The organism is Pseudomonas sp. xss_4 (assembly GCF_043104125.1).
Lineage (GTDB): Bacteria > Pseudomonadota > Gammaproteobacteria > Pseudomonadales > Pseudomonadaceae > Aquipseudomonas > Aquipseudomonas parafulva_B.
In genome coordinates this window covers 143,727-166,568 of the sequence record NZ_JBICKJ010000027.1, presented here as the reverse complement: position 1 = coordinate 166,568, position 22,842 = coordinate 143,727, and the positions used below count along the sequence as shown (strand labels likewise).

General features: G+C 61.6%; 19 protein-coding genes. 6 read left to right on the top strand and 13 right to left on the bottom strand.

Annotation, left to right across the window (positions count from 1 at the left end; genetic code table 11):
- Nucleotides 1-4 precede the first annotated feature (4 nt).
- The 5 genes from mscK to ACF8GB_RS05670 form a co-directional block, all read right to left on the bottom strand.
- On the bottom strand, nucleotides 5-3,313 hold the full coding sequence (gene mscK / locus ACF8GB_RS05690; RefSeq protein WP_392526696.1) for a mechanosensitive channel MscK: 3,309 nt from the start codon (nucleotides 3,311-3,313) through the stop codon (nucleotides 5-7).
- Between the two features lie 35 nt (nucleotides 3,314-3,348).
- Nucleotides 3,349-5,091 (bottom strand): potassium/proton antiporter, encoded by a 1,743-nt coding sequence (locus ACF8GB_RS05685; protein ID WP_058602953.1) that lies wholly within the window; start codon nucleotides 5,089-5,091, stop codon nucleotides 3,349-3,351.
- A gap of 196 nt (nucleotides 5,092-5,287) precedes the next feature.
- On the bottom strand, nucleotides 5,288-6,466 hold the full coding sequence (gene choV, locus ACF8GB_RS05680; protein ID WP_023532472.1) for a choline ABC transporter ATP-binding protein: 1,179 nt from the start codon (nucleotides 6,464-6,466) through the stop codon (nucleotides 5,288-5,290).
- Nucleotides 6,463-7,311, bottom strand: a complete 849-nt coding sequence (gene choW / locus ACF8GB_RS05675; protein WP_193754990.1) for a choline ABC transporter permease subunit — start codon at nucleotides 7,309-7,311, stop codon at nucleotides 6,463-6,465. The genes choV and choW overlap by 4 nt, the downstream gene beginning before the upstream one ends.
- Nucleotides 7,312-7,393: 82 nt before the next feature.
- Nucleotides 7,394-8,341 carry a choline ABC transporter substrate-binding protein gene (locus ACF8GB_RS05670; RefSeq protein ID WP_023532510.1) on the bottom strand — a complete coding sequence of 316 codons (948 nt, stop codon included), beginning with the start codon at nucleotides 8,339-8,341 and terminating at the stop codon, nucleotides 7,394-7,396.
- A 440-nt stretch (nucleotides 8,342-8,781) separates the two neighbouring features.
- Between ACF8GB_RS05670 and ACF8GB_RS05665 the strand changes: the two genes are divergently transcribed.
- Nucleotides 8,782-10,158 carry an L-serine ammonia-lyase gene (locus ACF8GB_RS05665; RefSeq protein ID WP_392526694.1) on the top strand — a complete coding sequence of 459 codons (1,377 nt, stop codon included), beginning with the start codon at nucleotides 8,782-8,784 and terminating at the stop codon, nucleotides 10,156-10,158.
- Nucleotides 10,159-10,605: 447 nt separating this feature from the next.
- Nucleotides 10,606-11,712: a GlxA family transcriptional regulator gene (locus ACF8GB_RS05660; protein ID WP_023532694.1), complete on the top strand. Its 1,107-nt coding sequence runs from the start codon at nucleotides 10,606-10,608 to the stop codon at nucleotides 11,710-11,712.
- 94 nt (nucleotides 11,713-11,806) lie between these two features.
- On the opposite strand, the gene ACF8GB_RS05655 is transcribed toward ACF8GB_RS05660, so the two are convergent.
- From ACF8GB_RS05655 to choX, 5 genes are all read right to left on the bottom strand, one after another.
- Nucleotides 11,807-12,064: a hypothetical protein gene (locus ACF8GB_RS05655; RefSeq protein WP_023532364.1), complete on the bottom strand. Its 258-nt coding sequence runs from the start codon at nucleotides 12,062-12,064 to the stop codon at nucleotides 11,807-11,809.
- A 300-nt stretch (nucleotides 12,065-12,364) separates the two neighbouring features.
- On the bottom strand, nucleotides 12,365-12,841 hold the full coding sequence (locus ACF8GB_RS05650; RefSeq protein ID WP_058638101.1) for a thioesterase family protein: 477 nt from the start codon (nucleotides 12,839-12,841) through the stop codon (nucleotides 12,365-12,367).
- A gap of 10 nt (nucleotides 12,842-12,851) precedes the next feature.
- The gene (locus tag ACF8GB_RS05645; RefSeq protein ID WP_392526693.1) at nucleotides 12,852-13,817 is read right to left on the bottom strand and encodes an L-carnitine dehydrogenase; all 966 of its coding nucleotides are present in this window, start codon (nucleotides 13,815-13,817) and stop codon (nucleotides 12,852-12,854) included.
- An 18-nt stretch (nucleotides 13,818-13,835) separates the two neighbouring features.
- Nucleotides 13,836-14,720, bottom strand: a complete 885-nt coding sequence (locus tag ACF8GB_RS05640) for a 3-keto-5-aminohexanoate cleavage protein (protein WP_058638099.1) — start codon at nucleotides 14,718-14,720, stop codon at nucleotides 13,836-13,838.
- A 119-nt stretch (nucleotides 14,721-14,839) separates the two neighbouring features.
- Nucleotides 14,840-15,784: a choline ABC transporter substrate-binding protein gene (gene choX / locus ACF8GB_RS05635; RefSeq protein ID WP_058638098.1), complete on the bottom strand. Its 945-nt coding sequence runs from the start codon at nucleotides 15,782-15,784 to the stop codon at nucleotides 14,840-14,842.
- Nucleotides 15,785-15,926: 142 nt separating this feature from the next.
- Between choX and ACF8GB_RS05630 the strand changes: the two genes are divergently transcribed.
- Entirely contained in the window at nucleotides 15,927-16,883 is a 957-nt protein-coding gene (locus ACF8GB_RS05630; RefSeq protein WP_196126245.1) for a GlxA family transcriptional regulator, read from the top strand.
- Here the strand turns inward: ACF8GB_RS05630 and ACF8GB_RS05625 are convergent.
- The 3 genes from ACF8GB_RS05625 to ACF8GB_RS05615 form a co-directional block, all read right to left on the bottom strand.
- Nucleotides 16,880-17,431 (bottom strand): hypothetical protein, encoded by a 552-nt coding sequence (locus ACF8GB_RS05625; RefSeq protein WP_058638096.1) that lies wholly within the window; start codon nucleotides 17,429-17,431, stop codon nucleotides 16,880-16,882. The genes ACF8GB_RS05630 and ACF8GB_RS05625 overlap by 4 nt on opposite strands.
- Nucleotides 17,432-17,489: 58 nt before the next feature.
- On the bottom strand, nucleotides 17,490-18,206 hold the full coding sequence (locus tag ACF8GB_RS05620) for a hypothetical protein (protein WP_078479264.1): 717 nt from the start codon (nucleotides 18,204-18,206) through the stop codon (nucleotides 17,490-17,492).
- Between the two features lie 117 nt (nucleotides 18,207-18,323).
- Nucleotides 18,324-18,725 carry a lysozyme inhibitor LprI family protein gene (locus ACF8GB_RS05615; protein WP_392475083.1) on the bottom strand — a complete coding sequence of 134 codons (402 nt, stop codon included), beginning with the start codon at nucleotides 18,723-18,725 and terminating at the stop codon, nucleotides 18,324-18,326.
- A 285-nt stretch (nucleotides 18,726-19,010) separates the two neighbouring features.
- Between ACF8GB_RS05615 and ACF8GB_RS05610 the strand changes: the two genes are divergently transcribed.
- The 3 genes from ACF8GB_RS05610 to dgcA all read left to right on the top strand — a co-directional run bounded on the left by ACF8GB_RS05610 (nucleotide 19,011) and on the right by dgcA (nucleotide 22,672).
- A complete protein-coding gene (locus ACF8GB_RS05610; protein ID WP_023532386.1) occupies nucleotides 19,011-19,988 on the top strand; it encodes a dipeptidase in 978 nt (325 codons plus the stop codon).
- 77 nt (nucleotides 19,989-20,065) lie between these two features.
- Nucleotides 20,066-20,596, top strand: a complete 531-nt coding sequence (locus tag ACF8GB_RS05605) for a DUF5943 domain-containing protein (RefSeq protein WP_013970507.1) — start codon at nucleotides 20,066-20,068, stop codon at nucleotides 20,594-20,596.
- 15 nt (nucleotides 20,597-20,611) lie between these two features.
- Nucleotides 20,612-22,672 carry a dimethylglycine demethylation protein DgcA gene (dgcA, locus tag ACF8GB_RS05600; RefSeq protein ID WP_027913555.1) on the top strand — a complete coding sequence of 687 codons (2,061 nt, stop codon included), beginning with the start codon at nucleotides 20,612-20,614 and terminating at the stop codon, nucleotides 22,670-22,672.
- The last annotated feature ends 170 nt before the right edge of the window (nucleotides 22,673-22,842 follow it).

Below are 22,842 nucleotides of genomic sequence, written 5' to 3'. Positions count from 1 at the left end.
CCAATCACACCGGGGGAGTGCCATCGGATTTTGGCGAGTCCATCGGTATCAACTGTTGTTTGCCGGCTTTGGGGTCCATCAGGAACACCTCGACCTGGCGTACGGAGATCTTGATGTCGTGCGCCTTGAATTCCCGGTTGATGTAGCGATTGATCTCGTCCAGCGTGGGGTTGCGATCGCCCAGGTCACGGACATGCATGCGCAGTTCGTGGTCCAGCGAGCTTTCCCCGAATTGCAGGAAGTACACCAGGGGTTCGGGGTCCTTGAGTACCCTGGGGTTCTCATGTGCACCCTTGAGCAGCAGGTCGCGCACCAGGTCCAGGTCCGAGCCGTAGTCGATGCCCAGCTTCAGGGTCACGCGGGTGACGGTATCGGTGAGCGACCAGTTGATCAGTTGCCCGGTGATGAACGTCTTGTTGGGGACGATGATGTCCTTGCGGTCGAAGTCGGTGATGGTGGTGGCGCGGATGCGGATCTTGCTCACCGTGCCCGACAAGTTGCCGATGGTGATGGTGTCACCGATACGCACCGGGCGTTCGAACAGGATCATGATGCCCGAAATGAAGTTGGCGAAGATTTCCTGCATGCCGAAACCCAGGCCTACCGACAGCGCGGCGACCAGCCACTGCAGCTTGTCCCAGCTGACCCCCAGGGTGGAGAGGGTGCTGACGATGCCGACGCCGACGATGGTGTAGGACAGCAGCGTGGTGGTGGCGTAGGCGCTGCCCTGGGCCAGGTTCAGCCGCGACAGTACCAGCACCTCCAGCAGGCCGGGCAAGTTGCCGGCCAGGGCGAAGGTGATGCCCACGATCACCAGTGCGCCGAGCAGGTCACCGAGGCTGATGGGGACCATGCTCGCCGCAGCGCCTGTACCGCTGGTGTATTCGTACAGCACGAAGTTGTTGAGGTAGGCGAACACCGAGAGCAGGTCCGACCACACCCAGTACAGGCCGGCGATGAAACCGCCGAGCAAGGCCAGGCGGATCAGGCGCAGGGACTGCTGGTTGACCTGTTCGATATCCAGCGTCGGTTCTTCGACGACGACTTCACCATCGAGCCCTTCCTTGGCCGCAGCCCGCTTGCTGAGCGCGCGCTGGTAGGCCAGGCGTCGGGCGGCCACGGACAGCCCGCGCACGAATGCCGCCTCGATCACCAGCCAGAACAGCAGCAGGTAGAGGGTGTAGATCAGGCGGTCGGTGAGTTTCAGCGCCGTGTAGTAGTAGCCGAAGCACACGGCGATGAACAGGGCGATGGGCAAGGCCGTGAACGCCACACCCACTGCCTTGCGAAACAGCGAGGTGTCGCGGTGGGCAGGGCTGCTCAGCAACAGGCGGCTGAGCAACCAGGCCATCAATGCGTAGCAAGTCAGCACCACGCCAATCCCCAGAACGTCATCGGCCAGCGCCGAGGGCTGGTGTTCGGCTACCGCCACTACCCCTACCAGTGCCAGCACCACGGTGCCAAGACGCCGGACCCAGCCGCGGAGGAACTCCACTTGCGGCTTGTACCAGCGGAAGTGAATCTCGGCCACCCCGCCAGGCGAGAGAATGCGGTAGGCCGTATAGAACACCAGCCAGGCCTGGGCCAGTTGCCACAGCGCCGCGCCAAGGTTGGCGTTCTGCCCTCGGGCGTCGATCTGCAAGGCATAGCTGCACAGCGCAAGACCCAGGCTCACTGGCATCGCCAACAGGATGTTGATCAAGATCGCCTGAGGGGTGTGCCACTGGCTGTCGCGGCGGAAATGGCCGATGTCCTGGTGCACCTTGCCCAGGCGCTGGTACAGGTACTTGCGACGCCACAGCAACGCGCCGATCACCAGCAACAGCGGCAGGAACAGCAACGGGCGCTGACTCAACCCGTCAGCCAGCTCCTTGAGGCCCGAGCCCCACGGCAGGTCCGCCACCTGGTCAGCCAGGCGTTGCGGCACATAGGCCAGCCAGTCCCAGTCCAATGGCTTGTTGCTGGGTATCCAGAACATCTGCTCGTCCAGCGTGGTACGCAGACTCTGGGCAGTGCCCAGCAGCTGCTTCTGGTTAAGCTGCAAGGTAATGGATTCGTTGAGCAGCGCCGACAGCTCCCGGTTCAGGCGTTCGAGCAAGTCGCTGCGGGTGATGGCCACTTCCAGCAATGCCTTGCGCAGCTGAGGGGTGACAGTTTCGGGGGGCTGGGCTGCCAGCAGTTTGTCCACATAGCTGACCGGGCTGCTCATCTGCTCGCGCTGCTGATTGACCTCGAACTGGTACAGGCGTGTGTCGGCGATCTGGTCAGCCAAGTCACGGTCGAGCTTGAGATGCGGCAGGGTCTGTTTCTGTTTGTAGAGGATCTTGGACAGCAGCAGGCTGCCCTTGAGCACGCTGATCTGCTCGTCCAGCGCCTGGTCGGCCTGGGTCAAGGTGTCGAGCTGCTGCTTGGTCCGCAGATTCTGCTGGGTCAGTTCGTTGAGCCGGTCGGTGCTTCTGAGCAGGTAGTCGGACAGCTTGAGGTTGGCTGCGCTTTCGGTGGCCAGCAGGCTGCTGCCGCCGGCTTTCTGGGCTTCGATCGACTGCTGCGTGACGGTTTCCTGGGACTGGGCCAGGCGTTTGTCATTGATCAGAGTCTGCAGGTCCTGGATTTCCTGTTCCAGGCGTGCTGTGCGCTCGATCAGCAGGTCGTGGCGGGCATTGCCCAGGTCCTGCAGCACACTGTTTCCAGCCAGCTCCTGGCGGCGCAACTGGGTAAGGGCGTTGAGCGAGGCCAGTTCGGCGTTGAGCTGGTTGCGCAGGTCGGGGCTGACAGGCTTGCCCGCGTCCTTGCCGCTTTTGAGGATGCTGTTGATTTGCTGGGCCCGCGCCTGGCTGCTGCTGATCTCGGACTGGGCCCGTTCGGGACGGGTCTGCGAATTGATGATCAGGCTGTTGGCTTCGGCCAGCGCTTTTTGCAGCTCGCCTTGCTGGGTAGTGCGCTCACTGAGCATCTGCTCGAGCTGCGGCACGCCTAGGTTTGCGTAGCGCTGGGCCACCGACTGCACCGAACTCTGCTTGAGCCTTGCCAGCTCTTTCTGGCTGTCGCTGGTTTCCTTGGGCGCGCTGGCCAGTTGCTGCTTGAGGGCAGCCAGCCTGCGTTCGTTGTCTTCCTTGCTGGCCAGCAGGCCGAGGGTCTGCTCGAGCACTTGCTGCAGGGCCTTCTGATCGGCTTCGGGCAGCTTGCGCTCGGCGATCTTGTCGAGGCTTTCCTGGACGCTGGCGGTGGTGGGGGCTTCAGCGGCGGCGACCGCCAGGGGAAGGCAAAGGCACAGCCCGAGCAGGGCTGTGCGAAGGTGCAGGCGAAAGGACATAGGCAGACTACTTGTGGATCAGGCAGAAACGAAGTTTAGAGGAACAATCCTGGTCCTGGTCGCGATCCTTCGGGGAATCTGACGCCCACTTTCTGAATCTTGTTCCCGTCCATGGTCGCCACGGTCCAGATCGTGCCATGCCATTCGACCTGGTCGCCTACCACTGGCGCGCCTCCGACCTTCTGTCGGATGAACTGCGCCAGCGGCATGTGGGCATCCTGGCTGTCGACGTTGAGACCGTAGAGCGATGCCACGGCGCCGAGTTCGGCATCGCCTTCGAGCACGAAGTCGCCGAAGAAGCGCAGGTCCAGCCCGCGCTGGGGTGCCTGGCTGAAGAGTTTGCCCAGTGCAGGCAGGTTGTGCTCATGCCCGATCACGCACAGCATGTCGTCCACTTCCAGCACCGTACTGCCCGAAGGGTGTAGCAATTGTTCGCCACGGAACAGCGCGGCGATGCGCGTGCCCTCTGGCATCTTCAGCTCCCTCAGCGCTGCGCCAATGCACCACTTTTCGGCACCCAGGCGATAGACGAACATCTCCCATTCGCTGGTGATGTGCACTTCCAGTGCCGAGCGTGAAATGGGCGCCGGGTCTGGCGGGACCGTCACCTTGAGCAGTTTGGCCATCCAGGGCAGGCTGGTGCCCTGCACCAGCAGCGAAACCAGGACGATGAAGAACGCCAAGTTGAAGAACAGCTGAGCGTCTGGCAGGCCGGCCATCAACGGGAATACCGCCAGGATGATGGGCACGGCGCCGCGCAGGCCCACCCAGGAAATGAAGGCCTTCTCGCGGTCGTGGAACGCCTTGAAGGGGAGCAGTGCGGCGACCACCGACAAGGGGCGTGCGACCAGAATCATCCACAGGGCAAGGCCCAGTGCCGGCAGGGCGATAGGCAGCAGATCGTGAGGCGTCACCAACAGGCCCAGCACCAAGAACATCCCGATCTGGGCCAGCCACGCCATGCCGTCGAGCATGTGCAGAATGCCGTGGCGGCTGCGGATCGGCTTGTTGCCCAGCACCAGCCCGCACAGGTAGACCGCCAGGAAACCACTGCCATGCAGGGCGTTGGTCAGCGAGAAGACCACCAGGCCACCGGCCACGACCAGAATCGGGTACAGGCCGCCTGCCAGGTTGATGCGGTTGACCAGCTGCAGCATCACCCAGCCGCCGCCCAGCCCCAGCAGCCCGCCGATGCCGAACTCGCGCAGCAGGTGGCCCAGCAGGCTCCAGTGCAGCCCGGTCTGGCCGCTGGCGATCATGTCGATGAGGGTCACGGTGAGGAACACCGCCATCGGGTCGTTGCTACCCGATTCGATTTCCAGCGTGGCGGTGACCCGTTCGTTCAGGCCTTTACCGCCCAGCAGTGAAAAGACCGCCGCGGCATCGGTGGAGCCCACGATGGCGCCAATCAGCAAGCCCTGGATCAGGCTCAGGTCGAACAACCAGGCCGCCACCATGCCGGTCAGCGCCGTGGTGATCATGACCCCGACCGTTGCCAGCGAAAGCGCCGGCCACAAGGCAACCCGGAAGCTTGCTACCCGCGTGCGCAGACCACCGTCGAGCAGGATCACGGCAAGCGCGAGGTTGCCCACCAAGTAGGCGGTCGGGTAGTTGTTGAAAATGATGCCACCCCCGTCCACGCCAGCGATCATGCCGACGGCCAGGATAATGACCAGAATCGGGATGCCGAGCCGCGACGACAGCGAACTGACCAGGATGCTTGCCCCTACCAGCAATGCGCCGATCAGGAACAGGCTATTGATGGTACTGGCATCCAAAGGCAGGTACTCCGGGACAACGAGGAGGGAAGACGTGGTAGCGCGTATTCGATGTTTGCTAGCAGGTCGCGTGCCAACCGATTCTAACCTGATGAATTGGCAGCCTGTAAAGCGTTTCTGAAGATGTAGGCAAGCCAGCCCGCAGCGCGAACCGCTCTCCTCAAAGAAGAGGGCCGCGAGTGCGGCCCTCGTGCAATCAACCGTGGTTCTTGCCCAGCAGCGCGTGATACAGCTCGGTGTCTCCCAGAATGCCCACGACTTTGTCGTTTTCCTGCAGCACCAGCTTGTTGCCGGTCTGGTAGCGAATCTGCAGGGCCTCACGCATGCCGATGTCGGCATGCACCAGGGTTGGCCTGCGGCTCAGGCCTTCCACTGCCTGCCCAGGCGCCCAGTTCTGCATCTCCAGGCCATTCTGGCCTTGCCGCGCACGCTTGATCGAATTGCCTTCACCCAGGTCCAGCCACGAGTCGCCGCCGGGGTCCAGGCAGACCGAACCGTTGACGCGCTTGCAGTTGTCCAGCGAGCGCATCAGGCTGCGTCCGCACAGCACGTTCAGCGGGTTGGTATGGGCCACGAAGGTGCGCACGTATTCATCGGCCGGGTTCAGCACGATTTCCTCGGGCTTGCTGTACTGGATGATCCGTCCGTCCTTCATGATCGCGATCCGGCTGCCCAGCTTGAGCGCCTCGTCCAGGTCGTGGCTGACGAAGACGATGGTCTTGTTCAGCTGGCTCTGCAGGGTCAGCAATTCGTCCTGAAGGCCTTGGCGGATCAAAGGGTCCAGGGCCGAGAACGGTTCGTCCATCAGCAGGATGTCGGCGTCCATGGCCAGCGCACGTGCCAGGCCTACGCGCTGTTGCATGCCGCCGGACAATTCATCGGGCTTCTTGTTGCGCCACTGGGCCAGGCCTACCAGTTCGAGTTTTTCGTCGACCAGCTTGCGCCGTTCCTTCTCGGGGCGGCCCTGCATTTCCAGGCCGAAGCTGATGTTCTCGCGCACCGTGAGCCAAGGCATCAGGGCGAACTTCTGGAACACCATGGCGATACGCTTGGTGCGCATCATCTTCAGTTCAGCCGGGGTGCAGTGGGCGATATCGATGTGCTTGCCTTCGTGCTCCACGAACAGCTTGCCGCGGCTCACGGTGTTCAGCCCGTTGATACAGCGCAGCAGGCTGGACTTGCCCGAACCGGAAAGGCCCATGAGCACGCAGATCTCGCCTTTCTGGATGTCCAGGTTGGCTTTTTCTACGCCGACCACAAGGCCGGTCTGCTTGAGAATTTCTTCGCGGGTCTTGCCCTGGTCCAGCAACGACAGCGCTTCGCGTGGCTTGTTGGAGAAGATGACGTCGACGTCTTCGAATCGAATGATACTCATGCTTCACTCCTGGCCGGCAGCTCCGGTTGCTTGCAGATACGGTCGAGCATGATCGCCAGCAGCACGATTGCCAGGCCCGCTTCGAAGCCCAGGGAAATATCGGCGGTGTTCAGTGCGTTGACCACAGGTTTGCCCAGGCCGTCGGCGCCCACCAGGGCGGCGATCACCACCATCGACAGCGACAGCATGATGCATTGGGTGACGCCTGCGGCGATGCTCGGCATCGCATGGGGCAGTTCGATACGGGTGAGCAGTTGACGGCGCGAGCAGCCAAAGGCCTTGCCGGCGTCCATCAGTTCCTGGGGGACATCGCAGATGCCCAGGTAGGTCAGGCGGATGGGGGCGGCGATGGCGAACACGACCGTCGAGATCAACCCAGGCACCACGCCCAGGCCGAACAGGGTAAGGGTAGGGATCAGGTAGACGAAGGTGGGGACCGTCTGCATCAGGTCGAGCACCGGCCGCATGGCGGTGTAGAACATCGGCTTGTGTGCGGCGACGATACCCAGCGGCACGCCGATAGCCACGCAGACCACGGTGGCGAAGCTGACCTGGGCCAGGGTTTCCATGGTTTCCTGCCAGTAGCCCAGGTTGAGGATCAGCAGGAAGGACAATCCGACGAAGGCGGTCAATGCCCACTTGCGCTGGATCAGGTGCGCCAGTGCAGCGAACAGGGCGATGAGCACGAGCGGGTTGAACCAGGTCAGGGTACTGGTGACGCCATGGATCATGAACTCCAGGCCTTGGGCGATGGCGTCGAAATAATTCGCGCCGTGCTGGGTCAGCCACTCGACGAACGAGGACATGTACTGGCCCAGGGGTATTTTCTGATCGATAAGCATGATAGCGAGCTTCCACCTGCGTAGATTGAAATCAACCCGGGGCGGGCACGGTCCTGCCCCGAGGTAGCGCTACTGCGTAGTTCGGTTATTGCGTCAGCTTGGCCTTGGCCGCCTCCAGGCCAGGTTTGCCATCCACAGTGGTCACACCTGCCAGCCAGGTGTCCAGCTTGCCGGGATTGTCCTTGAGCCATTTGCGCGCAGCGGCGTCAGGCTTCATCTTGTCGTCCAGGACATAGCCCATCATGGTGCTTTCGTCCTTGAGCTCGAACGACAGGTTCTTCAACAGTTGGCCGACGTTGCTGCATTCCTGCGCATACCCCTTGCGGGTATTGGTGTACACCGTCGCCTTGCCGAAATCGGGGCCGAAGAACTCATCGCCACCGGTCAGGTACTGCATCTTGAACCGGGTGTTCATCGGGTGCGGCTCCCATCCCAGGAACACGATGGCCTCGCCACGTTTCTGCGAGCGGTCCACCTGGGAAAGCATGCCGGCCTCGCTGGACTGGACAATCTTGAAGCCGGCGTCCTTCAGGCCGAAGGCGTTCTTGTCGATCATGCTCTGGATGGTGCGGTTGCCATCGTTGCCCGGCTCGATCCCGTAGATCTTGCCGCCTAGCTCATCCTTGAACTTGGGAATGTCGCTGAAATCCTTCAAACCCTTGTCGTACAGGGCTTGCGGTACTGCGAGCGTATACTTGGCGTTTTCCAGGTTGGCGCGCAGGGTTTCGACCGTACCGGCGTCGCGGTACTGCTTGATGTCGTTCTCCATGGTCGGCATCCAGTTGCCGAGAAACACGTCCAGGTCCTTGCCGGCCGCCAGCGACTTGTAGGTCACCGGCACCGAGATCATGGTGGTGTGCGTCTTGTAGCCCAGGGCGTCGAGCACAGCGCTGGTGGTGGCCGTGGTTACCGTGATGTCGGTCCAGCCGACATCCGAAAACCGCACCGTCTGGCACTGCTCGGGTTCTGCGGCCTGGGCCAGTACCGGTGCGGACAGCAACGCGACCAGCAACAGCGAGGGTGAACCTTTCATGGGTGGACTCCTGTGATTTTGTCTTCGGGTTCGCGTGGTTCGTCGGACGTTCTGAGGGTCCGATCGATCAGGCCTGCAGAGGGCAGGTTGCGTGGCCGTGCTTTACGAGTCGCTTTCGATAATCCTCCAGCGCCGGGCAATCGCCTACTGGTGGAGTCGTATCCAGTACGCAACGGGTCGCATCCAGTATGGGCAATGTCGCTTATGGATTCTTCTACCCATCCTGCCGCTTTTTTGCGTCACCAAGGCACCGGAAAGCGGCGCACTGAGCCTGCAAAACAGGCGGCGCGGCTGGACAAGACTACGTCGGTTGCAGACGGCGAGCAGGGTGGCAAAAGCCCGATGATGCGTGCATTGAAGGCGGCCTGCAGTCCAGCCTAGCAGCTGCCCCGCCCTGCGCATTGCGTGTACAGACAAGCCCAGCAAGAGGTGATTCGACAATGGCCATCAGCGTGTTCGACCTGTTCAAGATCGGTGTCGGGCCTTCCAGCTCGCATACCGTCGGCCCCATGCGAGCCGGTGCCCTGTTTGTCCAGGGGCTGCGCGAGCGCGGCGAGCTGGACCAGGTTAAGCGGATCGAGGTGCGCCTGTATGGCTCGCTGTCGGCTACCGGTATCGGCCATGGAACCGACAACGCCACCATCATGGGGCTGATGGGCGAATGGCCAGACGCCATCGACCCTACCCAGATTGTCCCGCGTATCGCCGACCTGCGCGAAACCCAAGTGCTCAAACTCGATAACCGCCTGCCCATCGATTTCATCTGGGCCCGTGACATGCTGCTGCTTGACGAGAACCTGCCTTACCACCCGAACGCCATGACCCTTGTGGCAGAAGGCGAGCAGGGCGAAATTCACCGAGATACCTACTACTCAGTCGGCGGTGGCTTCGTGGTCGATGCCGCCCAGGCCGCCAGTGGCGTGCTGGACGCCGACCAGACCGTGCTGCCGTACGATTTCAACAGCGCGGCCGAGCTGTTGCGCCTGTGCAAGCAAAACGACCTGAGTGTGTCGCAATTGATGATGGCCAATGAACGGGTCTGGCGCAGCGAGGCAGAAATTCGGGCCGGCCTGCACACGCTTTGGGATGCCATGCAGGAGTGCGTCAACAATGGGCTCAAGTACGAAGGCACGCTGCCGGGCGGGCTGAATGTCCGTCGTCGTGCTGCCAAGCTGCACCGCAGCCTGCAGGAAATCGGCAAGCCCAACGTGATCGGCTCGACCATGAGCGCCATGGAGTGGGTCAACCTGTTCGCCTTGGCCGTGAACGAGGAAAACGCCGCAGGCGGGCGCATGGTCACCGCGCCTACCAATGGCGCGGCCGGCATCATTCCGGCGGTGCTGCACTACTACATGCGCTTTAGTGACGAGGTGGACGAGTCCAGCGTGGTGGATTTCTTCTTGGCGGCCGCCGCCGTGGGCATCCTGTGCAAGAAGAACGCCTCGATCTCAGGGGCCGAGGTGGGCTGTCAGGGTGAGGTGGGCTCGGCCTGCGCCATGGCCGCTGCAGGACTTGCTCAGGTACTGGGCGCTACCCCGCCCCAGGTTGAAAACGCAGCCGAGATTGCCCTGGAACACAATTTGGGCCTGACGTGCGACCCGGTAGGCGGACTGGTGCAGGTGCCCTGCATCGAGCGCAATGCAATTGCTGCAGTGAAAGCCATCAACGCTGTGCAGATGGCGTTGCGTGGTGATGGCGAGCATTTCATCTCCCTCGACCAGGTGATCCGCACCATGCGTGATACAGGTGCCGACATGCACGACAAGTACAAGGAAACCTCGCGCGGCGGCCTTGCCGTTAGCGCCATCGAGTGCTGATGCACTTCTTCGACCTGCGGTGTCATCGTCGAGCGATCGGCGCTGGCACCACGCTCATCATAACGGTGCAAAGCACCACCTCGTGACCTTAAAACGTGCAAGACGATGCCTACCGTCAGTCGGATGTCGCGATCGGTGCAGGCGTTGTCGGTGACACTCAAGAGTGTCGTTTCTGGGCAACTTGGGTAATGCGTGTCACCAAAGTGCTCAGGGGTGACACGCATGCCGCCTAGAACGCCTGTTTGAGGGCTGTAACAGACTTGTAGGAAAGTCCTGATTTTGACGACGGAGTAGGTCGTTTTCAGGTTTTTTCGGATAGCTGTTCAATTTCAGGCACGGCGTTTGCGTAGTGATAGACAACCAAGCCCCGTGGACGACCCCGGGGCAATAACAAGAAATCAGTGTCCGCCTGAGGCACGCCCTGCATTTGTGTGAGGAGAAATCGCGATGACGTCGTACACCTCCGGGAACCCAACCCAGAACCGCACAACCCCCCAGTCCATCGGGTTTCTTCTCCTGGACAACTTCACCCTCATTTCTCTGGCGTCGGCGGTCGAGCCCCTGCGCATGGCCAACCAGCTGTCCGGCCGCGAGCTGTACCGCTGGCATACCCTGACCGTCGATGGCGGCCAGGTCTGGGCCAGCGACGGCTTGCAGATCACACCCGATGCCGCCATGCACAGCGCGCCCCCCATGGACACGGTCATCGTCTGTGGCGGTGTGGGTATCCAGCGCACCGTGACGCGTGAGCACGTGACCTGGCTGCAAGCCCAGGCTCGCCAGTCGCGCCGCCTTGGGGCGGTGTGCACCGGCAGCTGGGCGCTGGCCTGTGCCGGCCTGCTCGACGGCTTCGATTGCAGCGTGCACTGGGAATGCCTGGCGGCCATGCAAGAGGCCTACCCACGGGTCAACATGAGCACGCGCCTGTTCACGCTCGACCGCAACCGCTTCACCAGCTCTGGCGGCACCGCGCCGTTGGACATGATGCTGCACTTGATCAGCCGCGATCATGGTCGGGAATTGTCGGCGGCCATTTCCGAGATGTTCGTCTACGAGCGCATCCGTAACGAGCAGGATCACCAGCGCGTACCGCTCAAGCACATGCTGGGCACCAATCAGCCGAAACTGCAGGAAATCGTCGCCCTGATGGAAGCCAACCTCGAGGAGCCGATCGACCTGGACGAACTCGCCGTCTACGTATCCGTGTCGCGTCGGCAGCTGGAGCGGCTGTTCCAGAAGTATCTGCACTGCTCGCCTTCGCGCTATTACCTCAAGCTGCGGCTGATACGCGCACGTCAGTTGCTCAAGCAGACGCCGATGTCGATCATCGAGGTGGCTTCGGTCTGCGGCTTCGTGTCCACGCCGCACTTCTCCAAGTGCTACCGCGAATACTTCGGCATTCCACCGCGCGACGAGCGTGTTGGCTCCAATACCACCCAGCAGGTGGCGATGATGCCGATTCCACAGGCCATCACCCTGTCGCCCCACAGTGGTCCGATGGCGGCATTGAGCCAGGCGCGTAATGAGTCAACGTTTGCCAGTGTAAGGCTCTAAGGGTTCAGGGCTGCGCTGCAGCCCGTTCGCCGGCATCGCGCGGCCCCTCTAGGGGCCGGCTTGCCGACGATCACGCCGGCATCGGAGCAATCGCTCAGGCGCGCTTGTTGAATTGCGCCAAGGCTGGCAGCAGCTGTTTATCAATCGCCTGCCGCACGGCCGGTAACAGGGTGGCGCTGCCCGCGTACATCTGCTCGACCATCCCCTTGAGCGCCCGCGCATTCGGTTCGGTGAGCCCGCGTACTACGGCCTCACACGCCTGCTCGGCGCTGGCACCGGCCGGAATGTCGAACCCGCGTGCCCGCAGGTGGCCCGCCAGGTCGTCTTGATCAATCAAATCGGCATGCATCATGGCTGTTGTCCCTTTTATCGCATAGAGAGTGCTGCAGTGATCACGACCGATTCTGTGGCGCCGCCGTCATGCTCGCAACCTCGAAAGGGCAGAGTGGCCGCTTTGGCTATGAACAGGTCGTTTCCGGCTAAATCCGCTGCCCAGGAACTGCGCACACTCTAGTCATCTACCGCTACGGAGGGTTTGGTCACCCTCACTCGTGCACAGTGGATGTTGCTCGCTCTTGGCCCCGGATGCTCACGGCTTTCCGGGGTTATTTTTTTGCAGATCACCTATCCATTTTCAATCGCTCGCAAGACCCTAGCCGTTCGCTGGAAGGCGGATCACCCGCCCGGTATAGGCGTTGGCCGGTACAGGCCCCTGAGCATTGAGGGTGGCGGCCAGGGCAGCGCTGCTGCGCTGACTGAAGGGTGCGGATTTCGGCCCCGCGAGGTCCACATGCAGCAGCATCTGTTCGCTCGCCGCCAATGGATCTCCAAACCCCGCGCGGTGCAGGCTGTGGTAGACATGCAGGCGCTTGCGGTCAAAACCGACGATGTGCGTCTGCACCCACACCTCGGTGCCGAGCTTTACCTCGTGCAAGTAGTTGATGTGCGCCTCGAGCGTGAACAGAGAGTTGCCACCCTGCCCACGGCTTTCGGCATCCAGCCCAATGCGCTCCATCAGCGCGTCGGTGGCGTAGCTGAATATCAGCAGGTAGAACGCATCACGCAGGTGACCGTTGTAATCGACCCAGTCTTCCAGCACTTGGGTCCGGTAGGTGATCAATGCAGGCATCGTGCTCTCCTCAGTCGCTGAACGACATGCCATGGTTGGCCTTGCTGGTGGTCACCGCTTCCAGCACCGCCAGCAGCGTGTCATCCCGGTAGCGTTCCAGCGCGGCGATGCTGCGATCACCCAGTTGCTGCGACGTACCCTCCACCACATCGTCGATCAGTTTGTCGGTCAGCTCAGGCGCCGGCAGGTAGGTCCACGGCAGCTTCAGTGCCGGCCCGAATTGCGACATGAAGTGACGCATGCCGGCATCGCCACCGGCCAGGGTGTAGGTCAGGAAGGTGCCCATGAACGACCAGCGCAGGCCCGCGCCAAAACGGATGGCGTCGTCGATTTCACCCGTGGTGGCGACCCCGTCGTTGACCAGGTGCAGCGCCTCGCGCCACAGCGCTTCGAGTAACCGGTCGGCGATGAAACCGGGGACTTCCTTGCGTACGTGCAGTGGCCGCATGCCAAGGGCGGTATAAACAGTGCTGGCCGCCTCGATGGCCTGCGGCGCAGTCTGCTTGCCGCCGACGATCTCGACCAATGGCAGCAGGTACACCGGGTTGAAAGGATGGCCTACCACACAGCGCTCAGGGTGAACGGCCGAGGCGTAGAACTCGCTGGGCAACAAGCCCGACGTGCTGCTGGCAATAATTGCATCGGGTTTGGCAGCGGCGCTGATCCGTGCATGCAAATCGAGCTTCAGGTCCAGCCGCTCAGGCGCGCTTTCCTGGATGAAATCAGCCTCGCGCACGCACGTTTCAACGGTATCGACAAAGGTCAGGCGGGCTTGCGATGCGCCTGGCGCAAGGCCCTGGTTCTCCAAGGCAGGCCAGGCGTTGGCGATGCGTTTGCGCAGGGCCTGTTCGGCGCCTGGCGCCGGGTCCCAGGCGATCACGTCCAGGCCATGGGCGAGGGCGCGTGCAACCCAGCCGCTGCCGATCACGCCGCTGCCCAACGCGGCAAATGTCTTGATGTCAGTGATGAAGGTCATGCAGGTCTCCAGAAGCGATCAGCGACGGTTCAGGTTCATCTTTGCCCGGCCTTCTGCGGGGCTCAGGACACGGGCACCCAGGCGCGAAATGATCTCTACCGCGCGCTCGACCAACTGGCCGTTGCTCGCCAGTACGCCACGGTCCAGGTACAGGTTGTCTTCCAGGCCGACTCGCACGTTACCGCCGAGCAACACGGCCTGCGCGGCCATGGGCATCTGCATGCGGCCGATGCCAAAGCCGGCCCAGGTGACATCGGCGGGCAGGTTATCGACCATAGCTTTCATGGTGGTGGTGTCAGCCGGTGCGCCCCACGGTATTCCCAGGCACAGCTGGAACAAGGGGTTGTCGAGCAGCCCTTCCTTCATCATTTGCTTGGCGAACCACAGGTGGCCGGTATCGAAAATTTCCAGCTCTGCCTTGACCCCCAGCTCCGTAATGCGCCGGGCACCGGCGCGTAGTTGCGCGGGCGTGGAAACGTAGATGGAATTGCCGTCACCGAAATTGAGGGTGCCGCAGTCCAGGGTGCAGATTTCCGGTAATAACGCCTCGACGTGGGCCAGGCGTTCGAGCGGGCCGATCAGGTCAGTGCCCTGCCCGAATGCCATGGGGTTTTCATCGGGCCCGATTTCCAGGTCGCCGCCCATGCCGGCAGTGAGGTTGACGATGATGTCCACGTCGGCTTCGCGAATGCGCTCCATGACTTCGCGATACAGGGCGACATCACGGCTGAAGCGCCCCGTCTGCGGGTCGCGTACGTGGCAGTGGACCACTGTGGCGCCGGCCTTGGCGGCTTCCACGGCCGCTGCAGCGATCTGCTTCGGCGTGACGGGGACCAGATGGCTTTTTGAGGCAGTGTCGCCGGCGCCGGTCAGGGCGCACGTAATGATGACGTCGTGGTTCATGGGGGATCCTGTGCGATCTGTTGTGGGCTTTTCGCCGGCAAGCCGACCCCTGCAAGGTTCTGGACGAACCTTGGTGTCCGTGGATCTGTAGGGGCTGGTTTGTCGGTGATGGGGCGGTTTCAGTTGGCGGTAAGCTTGAGATTGTCGGCGGCCGGTTTGCCATCGAAGGTGGTTACACCCTCAAGCCAGCGGGCCTTGTCCTCGGGGTGGTCCTTGAGCCATTGGCGCGCCGATTCCAGCGGGTCCTTGTGATCGAGCAATGGCTGCATCATGCGGCTCTCGTCTTCGGCGCTGAAACTCAGGTTGGCCAGCAGGCGGTTGGCATTGGGGCAGCGCGCTGCATAATCGGGTGCGGTGACGGTCCACACCGTCGCGCGGCCTTCGTCCGGGCCGAGCGCGTCCTGGCTGTCCCCGAGGTACACCATGTCGATGTTCACGTTCATGGGGTGTGGGGTCCAGCCGAAGAACACCACGGCTTCCTTGCGCCGTACTGCCCGGTCCACGGCGGCCAGCATGCCCGCTTCGCTGGACTCGACCAGCTGGAATTTGCCCAGGCCGAACTGGTTCTTGGCAATCATGGCCTTGATTTGGGTGTTGGCGCCCGAACCCGGCTCGATGCCATAGAGCTTGCCTCCAAGCTCCTTCTCGAATTTATGGATGTCGGCGAAGGTGCGCAGCCCCTTGTCGGCCAGGTATTTGGGCACTGCCAAGGTGGCCCGGGCATCTTCGAGGCTGGCCTTGTCCATGACTTTGACCTGCCCGGCATCGATGAAGGGGGTGATGGTCTGGGTCATGATCGGGTTCCAGTAGCCCAGGAACATGTCCAGGCGTTTGTCGCGAATGCCAGCGAAGATGATCTGCTGCGACGCGCTGGTTTGCTTGGTGGTGTAACCCAGGCCATCGAACAAAGCCTGGGCGATGGCGCTGGTCGCGATCACATCGGTCCAGTTGACCACGCCCAGACGGACATTCTTGCAAGCAGCGGCATCGGCGGCGTAAAGCGAGGGGGTAGCAAGGCTGGTCAGGGCCAAGGTCAACAGGCTGCGGCGGATCAAGCTGTGCATGGTGGCTCTCCATCGGCAGTGCATATTTTTATGGGGGCGGCCTCTGCGGACCGTGTGAACACGCTACGCTGGTGGCACTATTGAAAATCGCACGCCGGCGACCAACATTTGCACGCAGGCGACCTGTTCGCTGGAGCATGCCATGGCGCGGATCATCCACTTTCTGTTGTTGCCCGGTTTCTCTGCCATGGGGTTCATCAGTGCCCTGGAGCCCCTGCGCGTGGCCAACAGGTTCAAAGCCCAGGCATACCACTGGCAGGTATTGAGCCTGGATGGGAGCGCCGTGAACGCCAGCAACGGCATGTCAGTCAATGCCGATGCAGCGTTGGGCGCGCAAACGCCCTGCAGTACATTGCTGATCGTGGCAGGCTTCGAACCCCTGGGCTGCTACGCCCCAAAGCTTCAGCAAAGCCTGCGCCGCCTGGCTCACGAGGGCGTCATGCTAGGCGGTATCGATACCGGCGCTGTGGTGCTGGCCGAGGCAGGCTTGCTCGATGGTCATCGTGCGACCGTGCATTGGGAGGCGCTGGATGCGTTCAGGGAAAACTATCCCAGCCTGCATGCCACCCAGGAGCTGTTCGAAATTGACCGGCAACGCATCACCTGTGCGGGCGGGACCGCTTCGATCGACTTGATGCTCGATCTGATCGCCCAGGCCCATGGCGCCGAGCTCGCTGTGCAAGTTTCCGAGCAGTTCGTGTTGAGCCGTATTCGACCGCGCCAAGATCATCAGCGCATGCAGATTGCTGCACGCTATGGCATCAGCAACCGCAAGCTGGTGCAGGTGATCACAGAGATGGAAAAGCATACCGAACACCCGCTTGGTACAACAGAATTGGCCGCGCGCGTGATGATCACGCGTCGTCAGATGGAGCGCCTGTTCAGGTTGCATCTCAACGATACGCCCAGCGGTTTTTACCTTGGCCTGCGCCTGGACAAGGCTCGCCAGTTGCTGCGCCAGACCCAGATGACGATCACCCAGGTCAGCGTGGCATGCGGTTTTGAACTGCCGTCGTACTTTACCCGACGTTACAAGCGCCGCTTCGGGTGCTGCCCACGCGAAGAGCGCAAGTTCGTGAAGTCGTCTCCACCGAATTAGAGGTGATCGATGCTGCTATGCGCTTCGAGACGTCGTTCTACGCAGTCTCTGTACAGCGCTGCGTATTCATCGACAAGCCGGATACCCAAGTGATCCAGTTCAAGCAACGCCTTGGTTCGACTCGTATCTGGGTTGGTCGAGCAGGCCATGTGCAGAACGATGGCCACGGGCCGTGCCGCCTCGTCAGTGTCGAAGTCGATGAGCATGTGTGAGCTTGCCGATCGAATCTTCAACAAGGCCGGGTCTGGCTGCTTCAGTCCCTGCAGAATGTCGTTGCCCACACGTTGGAACTTGAGATTCTTGCCTTGGGGAGCGGGGATCCAACCTGAGAAGATGTCTTCGAAAACTGCCTCGGTGGGCACGTACGGTATTGTTCTGGTGGTCCGCTCGAATAACAAGGCGCCGTAGCGCTCCAGGTTGGTTAGAAAATGCTCGAACCAGCGTTGGCTGTCCAGGTGTTGATTGTGGACAAGGTTGGCTTCCAACTGCGCCACGCGCAGGCAGCCCTGCAGGTCCTCGTAAGGGTGGCTGACAACTTCCATGGGCATTAGATAGGCCTTCGGCAAACAGGGAAGCTTGGCGCCGCAGCGCGGCGCCAGGGCTTGTTCAGATGTCCAGGGCCAGAATATCGACGGCCTGGCTGGCCAGTTTCAGCCTGACCGCTTCGCGCATGGCATTGAAGTGGCGGATGCTGAAGGAACCCTGCTGCGAGGCGCGATACACACGGGTATTGGACTTGTCGAGGGTGCGGCCAGTGGCGCCGGCAGTCTTCTCGGCTTTGTCGTAGCTCAGTTGAACACTGGTCATGTGCATGATCGGCAGCCCCTGTGGCGACATTTCGCAGGTCGAAATCTGCACGGTGCTGGATTTACCGGAAACGCTCGCGGCGCTTTCTTCCAGCAACTGCTGGGCCTTGGGTGTCTTGACGATCACTTCGAAAGAGCGTTTGACGCAGCGGTTCAGACGATGGTTGTGGCCAATCTGCACCGAGACGATTTCTGGCACCAGGGTTGCCAGGGTATGGGTGTCCTTGTCGACCGCCTCTTCCACATGGGCGGCGCCGGTCAGCGTCCAGCCGAACTTGCCGAGCCCATCATTGTAGAAGTTGTACCACTCGCGCTGCTGCGTTTCCTTGTCGAACTTCTTGTTCGCCGACAGGTTCATCAGGCGCATGCCGTCCAGCACGTCTTCAGCGACGCTGGCCGGTACGTCTGGTGCGAAGATGCACACAGTGTTTGCCACCATGACGGCCCGCTCTTCGCCTTCTTTCTTCAAGGCAGCGATGGCACTGTCCATGTCGGTTTTCGTGAGGTTCACGGTCATATCTGCGACTCCTGTTAAGTGGGTGAAGCGCCTTGGATAAGGGCACTTGGCACTCACTTTGATACGAGCCAGCTTGATGAATAAGCCGCAAACTTTTCCTAACCAGGCAGTCCTACTCTACTGTTGCAGAATCGATTGCAGGTATTCGGACCGGTCATCAGTGCGCTGCGCGACGCAGGTGTCCCAGGCTGCCTGGTAAGCCTTGCCGTTGGTGGGCAGGGCGAAGGTTTCCGCCTTGCAATCGGCATCGCGAAGCTGCGTCCATAGCCCCTGAGCCTGTTTCAAGCGCTCGATCATCGTTGCTGCAATGCCGCCTTTGTCGTCAAACGCGTCGTGAATGCGCTGGAGAAGTTCGTCATAGGCCGATTTTAGCTCCCGTTCGGAAGCTTGCTTGTTGAACGCTGCGCAGGCATGGGCTTGCGCCTCTGTCTCGACGTTATCGCATGGGGTATTTTCCTCCTCACCGGCCTGGGCTGCTGCCGCCACCGCCAGCAGTACCACTGCTGCCATCGCTTTCATTCGCTGTTTCCTCCATCGACTGACGAATGCCGACGATTCTCGCGCACTCTCGGCGCGTACGGTATCACCTGGGCAAATTGTTCATCAAAGGACCCTCCATGGTCGTTATCGAGACTGTGTCTCATCGCCACAGACCGCGCCAGAGCGCGCGTTGTCGCGCATTGACGCTTTCGGCAAACCCCCTGTCGTTTTTGCATCGGGGCGCCTCGGGGCACAGGCATATGCTGGCCCCAAAGCGCCGGCACAAGGTTTGGCGCCAGCCCATTCAATAAAAGGGGACGCCTGATGAGCCCAGCCGAATTACACGCCGACAGCATCGTCATCGATGGCCTGATCATCGCCAAGTGGAACCGCGAGCTGTTCGAGGATATGCGCAAAGGTGGCCTTACCGCCGCCAACTGCACCGTGTCGGTTTGGGAAGGTTTCAAGGCCACCGTCGACCAGATCGCCGCCAGCCAGAAGCTTATCCGCGAGAACAGCGACCTGGTGATGCCCGTGCGCACCACCGCCGATATTCGCAAGGCCAAGGAACTGGGCAAGACCGGTATCCTCTTCGGCTTCCAGAACGCCCATGCCTTCGAAGATCAGATCGGTTACGTGGAGGTGTTCAAGCAGCTGGGCGTGGGCATCGTGCAGATGTGCTACAACACCCAGAACCTGGTGGGCACCGGCTGCTACGAGCGCGACGGCGGCCTGTCAGGCTTCGGTCGCGAGATCGTTGCCGAAATGAACCGCGTCGGCATCATGTGCGACTTGTCCCACGTCGGGTCCAAAACCTCCGAGGAAGTCATCCTCGAATCGAAAAAGCCGGTGTGCTACTCCCACTGCTTGCCATCGGGCCTCAAGGAGCACCCTCGCAACAAGTCCGATGAGGAACTGAAGTTCATCGCCGACCACGGTGGTTTCGTTGGCGTGACCATGTTTGCACCGTTCCTGGCCAAGGGGATCGACTCGACCATCGACGATTATGCCGAGGCCATCGAGTACACCATGAACATCGTGGGTGAAGATGCCATCGGCATCGGTACCGACTTCACCCAAGGTCACGGCAAGGAATTCTTCGAATACCTCACCCACGACAAGGGCTACGCCCGTCGCCTGACCAACTTCGGCAAGATCATCAACCCACTGGGCATTCGTACCGTGGGCGAGTTCCCCAACCTCACCGAGACTTTGCTCAAACGTGGCCACTCCGAGCGCGTGGTTCGCAAGATCATGGGCGAGAACTGGGTCAACGTGTTGAAAGACGTCTGGGGCGAATAAGCCGCTCTCCAAGCTTCAAGCCCCTGCCAGCAACGCCGGGGCAACCCAATAAAAATTTTTTCTGGAGTTGAGTTTCCATGGCCAAGATCGCCCCGCAATTGCCAATCGAAGTCGACAGCGAGACCGGTGTCTGGACCAGCGACGCCTTGCCGATGCTGTACGTGCCACGCCATTTCTTCGTCAACAACCACATGGGCATCGAAGAGGTCCTGGGCGCCGACAAGTACGCCGAAATTCTCTACAAGGCCGGTTACAAGTCGGCGTGGCACTGGTGCGAGAAGGAAGCCGAGTGCCATGGCCTGGAAGGGGTCGCGGTCTTTGAGCACTACATGAAACGCCTGAGCCAGCGCGGCTGGGGGCTGTTCGAGATTCAGGACATCGATCTGGACAAGGGCACGTGCAGCGTCAAGCTCAAGCACTCGGCTTTCGTCTATGTCTATGGCAAGTGCGGCCGCAAGGTCGACTACATGTTCACTGGCTGGTTCGCCGGTGCCATGGACCAGATTCTCGCTGCCCGCGGCAGCTCGATCCGCACTGTTGCCGAGCAGGTATATGGCGGGTCGGAAGAAGGCCACGAAGATGGCCTGTTCGTAACGAAGCCGTTGTAAGCCGGAGATAGCGTCATGGCATTCGAAGCAATGTTCCAGCCGATCCAGATCGGCAAACTGACCGTCCGCAACCGCGTGCTCAGCACCGCGCACGCCGAGGTCTACGCCACTGACGGCGGCATGACGACCGACCGCTATGTGAAGTATTACGAAGAGAAGGCCAAGGGTGGCATCGGCTTGGCCATCTGCGGCGGCTCGTCCGTGGTGGCCATCGACAGTCCGCAGGAATGGTGGTCGTCGGTCAACCTGTCCACCGACCGTATCATTCCGCACTTCCAGAACCTGGCCGACGCCATGCACAAGCATGGCGCCAAGATCATGATCCAGATTACCCACATGGGTCGTCGTTCGCGCTGGGATGGCTTCAACTGGCCGACCCTGATGTCGCCCTCGGGCATCCGCGAACCGGTGCACCGCGCCACCTGCAAGACCATCGAGGTGGAAGAGATCTGGCGTGTGATCGGTAACTATGCGCAGGCGGCCCGCCGTGCCAAGGAAGGTGGCCTCGATGGCGTCGAGCTGTCGGCGGTTCACCAGCACATGATAGACCAGTTCTGGAGCCCGCGCGTCAACAAGCGTACCGACGAGTGGGGCGGCAGCTTCGAAGGCCGCATGAAGTTCGGCCTGGAAGTACTCAAGGCCGTGCGTGCCGAAGTGGGCGACGACTTCTGCGTGGGCATGCGTATCTGCGGCGACGAGTTCCACCCCGATGGCCTCAGCCACGAAGACATGAAGCAGATCGCTGCCTACTACGATGGCACCGGCATGCTCGACTTCATCGGTGTGGTGGGCTCGGGTTGCGATACCCACAACACCCTGGCCAACGTCATTCCGAACATGAGCTACCCGCCAGAGCCGTTCCTACATTTGGCAGCTGGCATCAAGGAAGTGGTCAAGGTCCCGGTCCTGCACGCGCAGAACATCAAGGACCCAAACCAGGCTACCCGGATTCTCGAAGGTGGTTATGTGGACATGGTCGGCATGACCCGTGCACACATGGCCGACCCGCACCTGATCGCCAAGATCAAGATGGGCCAGATCGACCAGATCAAGCAGTGCGTCGGCGCCAACTACTGCATCGACCGCCAGTACCAAGGCCTGGACGTGCTGTGCATCCAGAACGCCGCGACCTCCCGTGAGTACATGGGTGTGCCGCACATCATCGAGAAGACCACCGGCGCCAAGCGCAAGGTGGTCATCGTCGGTGCCGGCCCTGCCGGCATGGAGGCGGCGCGCGTGGCCGCCGAGCGTGGCCACGATGTGACCCTGTTCGAAAAACGCGACCAGATCGGTGGCCAGATCACCATCGCGGCCAAGGCGCCGCAACGTGACCAGATTGCTGGCATTACCCGCTGGTACCAATTGGAGCTGGCCCGCCTGAAGGTGGACCTGCGCCTGGGCACTGCGGCCGATGTGGACACCATCCAGGATCTGCGCCCGGACATCATCGTGCTGGCCGTGGGCGGGCATTCGTTCCTGGAGCAGAACGAACATTGGGGTGCAGCAGAAGGGCTGGTGGTCAGCAGCTGGGACGTGCTCGACGGCAAGGTCGCGCCGGGCAAGAACGTGCTGGTGTACGACACCATCTGCGAGTTCACCGGCATGTCGGTGGCCGACTTCATTGCTGACAAGGGCAGCCAGGTCGAGATCGTCACCGACGACATCAAGCCGGGTGTGGCCATGGGCGGTACGACCTTCCCGACCTACTACCGCAGCATGTACCCCAAGGAAGTGATCATGACCGGGGACATGATGCTGGAGAAAGTCTACCGCGAGGGCGACAAGCTGGTCGCTGTGCTGGAGAACGAGTACACCGGTGCCAAGGAAGAGCGGGTGGTCGATCAGGTGGTGGTGGAAAACGGCGTGCGTCCGGACGAGCAGCTGTACTACGCCCTCAAGGACGGCTCGCGCAACAAGGGCCAGATCGACGTGGAGGCGCTGTTCGCCATCAAGCCACAGCCGATCCTGAGCCAGCCAGGCGAAGGCTACCTGCTGTACCGCATCGGCGACTGTGTGGCCCAGCGTAACGTGCATGCGGCGATCTACGATGCCTTGCGGCTGTGCAAGGACTTCTGATCGCACCGCCTTTCTGAAAGCGGGACTGGCCCCCCTGTAGGAGCGGCCTTGCGCCGCGAAAGGGCTGCGAAGCGGCCCCAGCATTTGATCAGTACCACGGATGCTGGGGCCGCTTCGCAGCCCTTTCGCGGCAACAGGCCGCCCCTACAGGGGCCCGCGCTGGCCTTCGG